Below are 4,652 nucleotides of genomic sequence, written 5' to 3'. Positions count from 1 at the left end.
TGGAAATGCTATTTCCTTATAGTCCCTCCATGGACGAAATTTTAGTAGCTTAAAAATGGTTAGGGGGGCTATTCAAATTTTTTATTCCGGGAATTGCTGTCAACATTTTCGAACGCTTGCATTTATTTAACACCGTTTTCTATAATCTATAAACTTACACAGGAACAAAAAGTACACAATGAACTGGAAAGCACTATTCACCACACTCTTTTTCCTCTTTGCTGCGATGCCAATCAAGTCGATGGCTATAATGCCCCAATCGGCCGAGGTCTACGAAGGTCGACGGGTCGGAGATATCACCATCGAAGTCGAAAACCTCCCCCGCGGTGTCACCTTTAACCAAAAGCGTCTCCTCTCAAAACTTCGCACAAAAGTTGGAGATCCCTTCTCTCAACTCACCTTCGATCAAGACCTAAAAATGCTCTCTGAAGAGTATGACAAAGCCATTCCAACGATCGAAACGGGGCAGGGAGAGGTCTACATCACCATCGAGCTCTGGCAAAAGCCAATGATCCGCGCCATCAGCTGGAGCGGCAACACAAAAGTTAAAACCCGCTCCCTCGAAAGAGAGTTAGGGATCAAAGCCCACACCATCTTTAATAGAGAAGAATTCAACAAAGCCTTCACTAAACTGAAGGAATACTATGTTAAAAAGGGCTACTTCGACTCTCAATTAGAATACAAAGTCATCCCCTACACCAACACCAACGAAGTCGATATCGAAATCACCGTCCATGAAGGACACTCCGGACACATTAAAAAAATCTGCTTTTCTGGCCTCACCAAACAGGAAGAATCTGCGATCTTAAATCTCATGACGACGAAAAAGTATAACTTCTTCACCAGCTGGCTAACCGGAATGGGAACCTACCATGAAGAAGCACTCGAACATGATAAGCTTGTCATCGTCAACTACCTCCAAAACCAAGGATATGCGGACGCTCGTGTCAATATTCAGATCAAAGAATCAACAGATGAAAACTCCTTCTACGGCGGCGGTGGAATGGAAGCCCTAGGAGGGGCTCAGCCAGGACGCCTTGAAATTTATGTCCACGCAATTAAAGGGGAGCTTTTCCACTTTGGAGACATTGAAGTTTCTGGAAATGAGCTCCTTACCGAAGAGCAAATCACCGATGTCATGATCATTAAAGATGGCTCTACATTCTCTCCCGAAAAACTCCGTGAAAGCATCGAGAATATTAAAGATCTCTATGGGAAAGATGGATATATCGAAACCGACATCAACTACTCTCTCTACCTCTCTCGCACTGAACCTGTCTATAATGTTGACATCACCATTAACGAGGGAGAGCAGTTTAAGATCGGACTCATCCGCGTCTTAGGAAATACCTCGACCAACAAAAATGTCATCTTACGCGAATCACTCCTCATTCCAGGAGAGGTTTTTGACTCTCGCCGCCTAAAAGTGACCCAACAACGCCTCGAAGCGATGGGCTATTTTAAGTCGGTCAATGTCTACGCCGTTAAAACCCCCGAAGACCAATCGCTCGGAGACAATTACCGCGATGTGATTATCGAAGTCGAAGAGACCACAACGGGAAGTTTAAGCCTCTTCTTCGGATTCAGTACGATCGATAACCTCTTTGGAGGACTCGACCTGGCTGAAAACAACTTTGACCACCGTGGACTGACGAAATGGTGGAGGGAAGGGATGTCCTCCTTTAGAGGAGCAGGTGAATATGCCCATGCCCGCGTCCAAATCGGTAAAAAGCAACAAAGCTACACGGTCACCTGGATGGATCCCTACTTTAGAGATACCTTATGGCGGTTTGGCCTCGACATCAGCTACTCGAAAAGTGGCATCCAGTCAGACGACTACCATGTTAACTCCTTTGGAGGATCGCTATTTGGAAGTTACCCCCTTACCTCCTACTGGACTTATGGATGGAAGCTCCGCCTGCGCAACTCGATCACCCACATTAACAACATCGCCAATGAAGAGGCGCAGCGAGAGCGGAAAAATAGTGGTCTTATCGGCGGCTTTGGAAACTCCCTTTCCTTCGACTCTCTCGATAATGCTTTCAAACCCCACCGCGGATTCCGCTCCATTGGTGAGGTGGAAATTGCAGGAGTCCGCCGCCATGATGATGATCAGCAACTTTTCCCCTTCCTCAAACTCAGCTACTTGAACAGCTATTACTACCCTGTCTGGAGAAAGGGAACCCTAAAATTCCGGTGGGACTTCAAGTTCATCTGTCCCTTTGGAAATGGAACCCCCGACCATATGCCTCTTGGAGAGCTCTTCTTCTTAGGGGGTGAAACAACGGTTCGTGGCTACAAGCCTTACATCATCGGCCCCCACTTTACAAAAGAAAAGCATGGGAAAAAAGAAGAGACCGATGATCCTACGGGTGGTGTCTCCTCTGCTCTTTTATCGATCGAGTATAACCAAACGATTTTCTCCATGCTCGATCTCTTTACCTTTCTTGATGGTGGTTCGATCTCTAATAAGCGCTTCGACGTCCCAACACTTCGAACAAGTTATGGATTCGGCGCCCGTCTCAATCTAGCAGGTCGCCTCCCCATCACCCTTGGGGTCGGTTTCCCCATCAATCCTCAGGCAAGGATCAAAATCAAGAAAAAAGATAGATCCGTTATCAAGAAGAGAAAGCGAAAAGAAGATGTGAAAAACTTCTTTATCTCCATGGGAGGACAATTTTAATGGGAAACGTGGTATGATCGGACACAAGCTAAAAAAATACTTTAAGGAGTCACTTTATGAAAAAAAGAACCATGCTCGTTGTAGCAACTGCTCTACTTTGCTTTTCCTCAGTTTTTGCGAAGGAAATCCCCTACGGAATCGTTAATTTCGCCACTTGCGTTCAAGAATCTAAACAGGGAAAACTTGAGCAAGAATCTTTTGAAAAGCTCCGCGAACAAATGACCTCTCTCATCACCGATAAAGAAAAGCAGATGCAAGAAATCTCTGAAAAATTCAATGACCCTGAGTTTGTTGATAGCCTCTCCCCTGAAGCAGAGCAAGAGCTCAAAGCGCGCTTTCAAACCCTTGCAGAAGAGCGGAATCAATACCAAAACCAATACATGCAGGTGCTGCAGCAAGCAAACCTGCAGCTCATGCAAACGATGAATAATCATGTCAATGTAGCCTCAACCACGGTGCGCAAAAATCGGAAGATCCCTATTGTTGTCCGTGAAGAGGCTTGTTTTTCATATGAGCCTGAGTTTGACATTACTAAGCAGGTAATCGAAGAGATGGATAAAACCTTCGAGAAGCAAGCAAAATCAACTCCCCCTGCAACGCAAACCAGCCCATAGGAAACGTCATGACCAAGCAATTCTCACTTGCTGATCTTTCCAAGCTCACAGAAACAGAGCTGGTTGGAGACCCTAACCTTCAGATTTCCAGCGTAGATAATTTAGAGTCGGCATCTGAGCAAGATGCCTCTTTCTTATCCAATCCCAAGTACAACGAAGCGATGAAACAATCCAAAGCTGGGGTCATCTGCATCGACCGGAAAACCACCCTTGTGGAAGGGAAAAACTTCCTTGTTTCTGACAACCCTTCCCGAACTTTCCAACTGATTGCTGAAAAAATTCTTGCCTCAACGGGACAAGCGTCGGGCTTTAAAGGGGTCCATCCCTCAGCAGTTGTGCATGAAACGGCGACCATTGGAAAAGATGTCACCATCGGCCCCTGCGCTGTCATCGATGCCCATGCAAAGGTAGGAGACGGAACAGAGATCTATCCCCATGTCTATGTGGGTGTCTCTGCGAAGGTGGGTGAAAACTGTACCCTTTATCCTAACTCAACGGTGCGGGAAAGGTGCCAACTCGGCAACCGGGTGATCCTTCAATCTGGAGCAGTCATCGGCTCTTGTGGCTATGGCTACACCACCGACCCTAAAACGGGAAGGCATACAAAGCTCGAGCAGATCGGAAACGTCATCCTCGAAGATGATGTCGAGATCGGCGCCAACACCACTATCGACCGTGCCCGTTTCAAAACCACCCTCATCAGAAAGGGAACAAAACTCGATAACCTGGTCCAAATTGCCCACAATGTAGAGCTTGGGGAAAACAATATCATTGTCTCCCAAACAGGAATTGCTGGCTCAGCAAAGCTAGGTAACAATGTCTTCCTGGGTGGGCAGGCCGGCGTGGTGGGGCATGTCTCCATCTCGAGCAACGTCAAGGTGGCAACACGTGGTGGCGTGAGCAAATCGATCACCCAGCCTGGCATTTATGGGGGAAGCCCGGTCTCACCCATGGCAGAGTTTAACAAGCGGCAGGTACTTCTCCGAAAGATCGGATCTTTCGTCAAAGAGCTCGCTAGTCTTAAGAAGCGGATCGAAAACCTCGAGAACTCCTAAGGTTTTTTAGAAACAAAGCTCCTCCGTATCAGTAGTTTCGGATTTATTTTACTCGGCTCCAGAGGGAGTTTTGCTTAAATTTTCTTCTTTTGGATCGAAGGTAAGGGTCTAAATGGCCCTTTCCGAGATCAAAAAGGAGAAAAGAAAGCTAAAATCCCCTGAGGCTGAGTGAAATAAACCCGAACCTCAGGTCTATATTTTGGCCTTGTTCACCTTTTCGCATTGTGACAAGAAGCTGTCACAACAAGTTGTCTCTCAAAGAGAAGAGACCATCTCTACAGTGAGATGAATCTAGGGTTC

3 protein-coding genes are annotated in these 4,652 nt (G+C 46.5%); all 3 read left to right on the top strand.

What is annotated here, in order from left to right:
* Positions 1-178: 178 nt before the first annotated feature.
* The 3 genes from bamA to lpxD are packed head-to-tail and all read left to right on the top strand — an operon-like array spanning position 179 to position 4,352.
* Entirely contained in the window at positions 179-2,683 is a 2,505-nt protein-coding gene (gene bamA / locus NEPTK9_RS09055; RefSeq protein ID WP_194848510.1) for an outer membrane protein assembly factor BamA, read from the top strand.
* Positions 2,684-2,739: 56 nt separating this feature from the next.
* Positions 2,740-3,297, top strand: a complete 558-nt coding sequence (locus NEPTK9_RS09050; RefSeq protein ID WP_194848509.1) for an OmpH/Skp family outer membrane protein — start codon at positions 2,740-2,742, stop codon at positions 3,295-3,297.
* A gap of 8 nt (positions 3,298-3,305) precedes the next feature.
* Positions 3,306-4,352 carry a UDP-3-O-(3-hydroxymyristoyl)glucosamine N-acyltransferase gene (gene lpxD, locus NEPTK9_RS09045; protein WP_194848508.1) on the top strand — a complete coding sequence of 349 codons (1,047 nt, stop codon included), beginning with the start codon at positions 3,306-3,308 and terminating at the stop codon, positions 4,350-4,352.
* Positions 4,353-4,652 lie beyond the last annotated feature (300 nt).

The sequence above is a fragment of the Candidatus Neptunochlamydia vexilliferae genome (assembly GCF_015356785.1).
In the GTDB taxonomy this organism is placed as follows: domain Bacteria; phylum Chlamydiota; class Chlamydiia; order Chlamydiales; family Simkaniaceae; genus Neptunichlamydia; species Neptunichlamydia vexilliferae.
The sequence above is the reverse complement of the archived record's forward strand: the minus strand, read 5'-3'. Positions and strand labels throughout refer to the sequence as shown.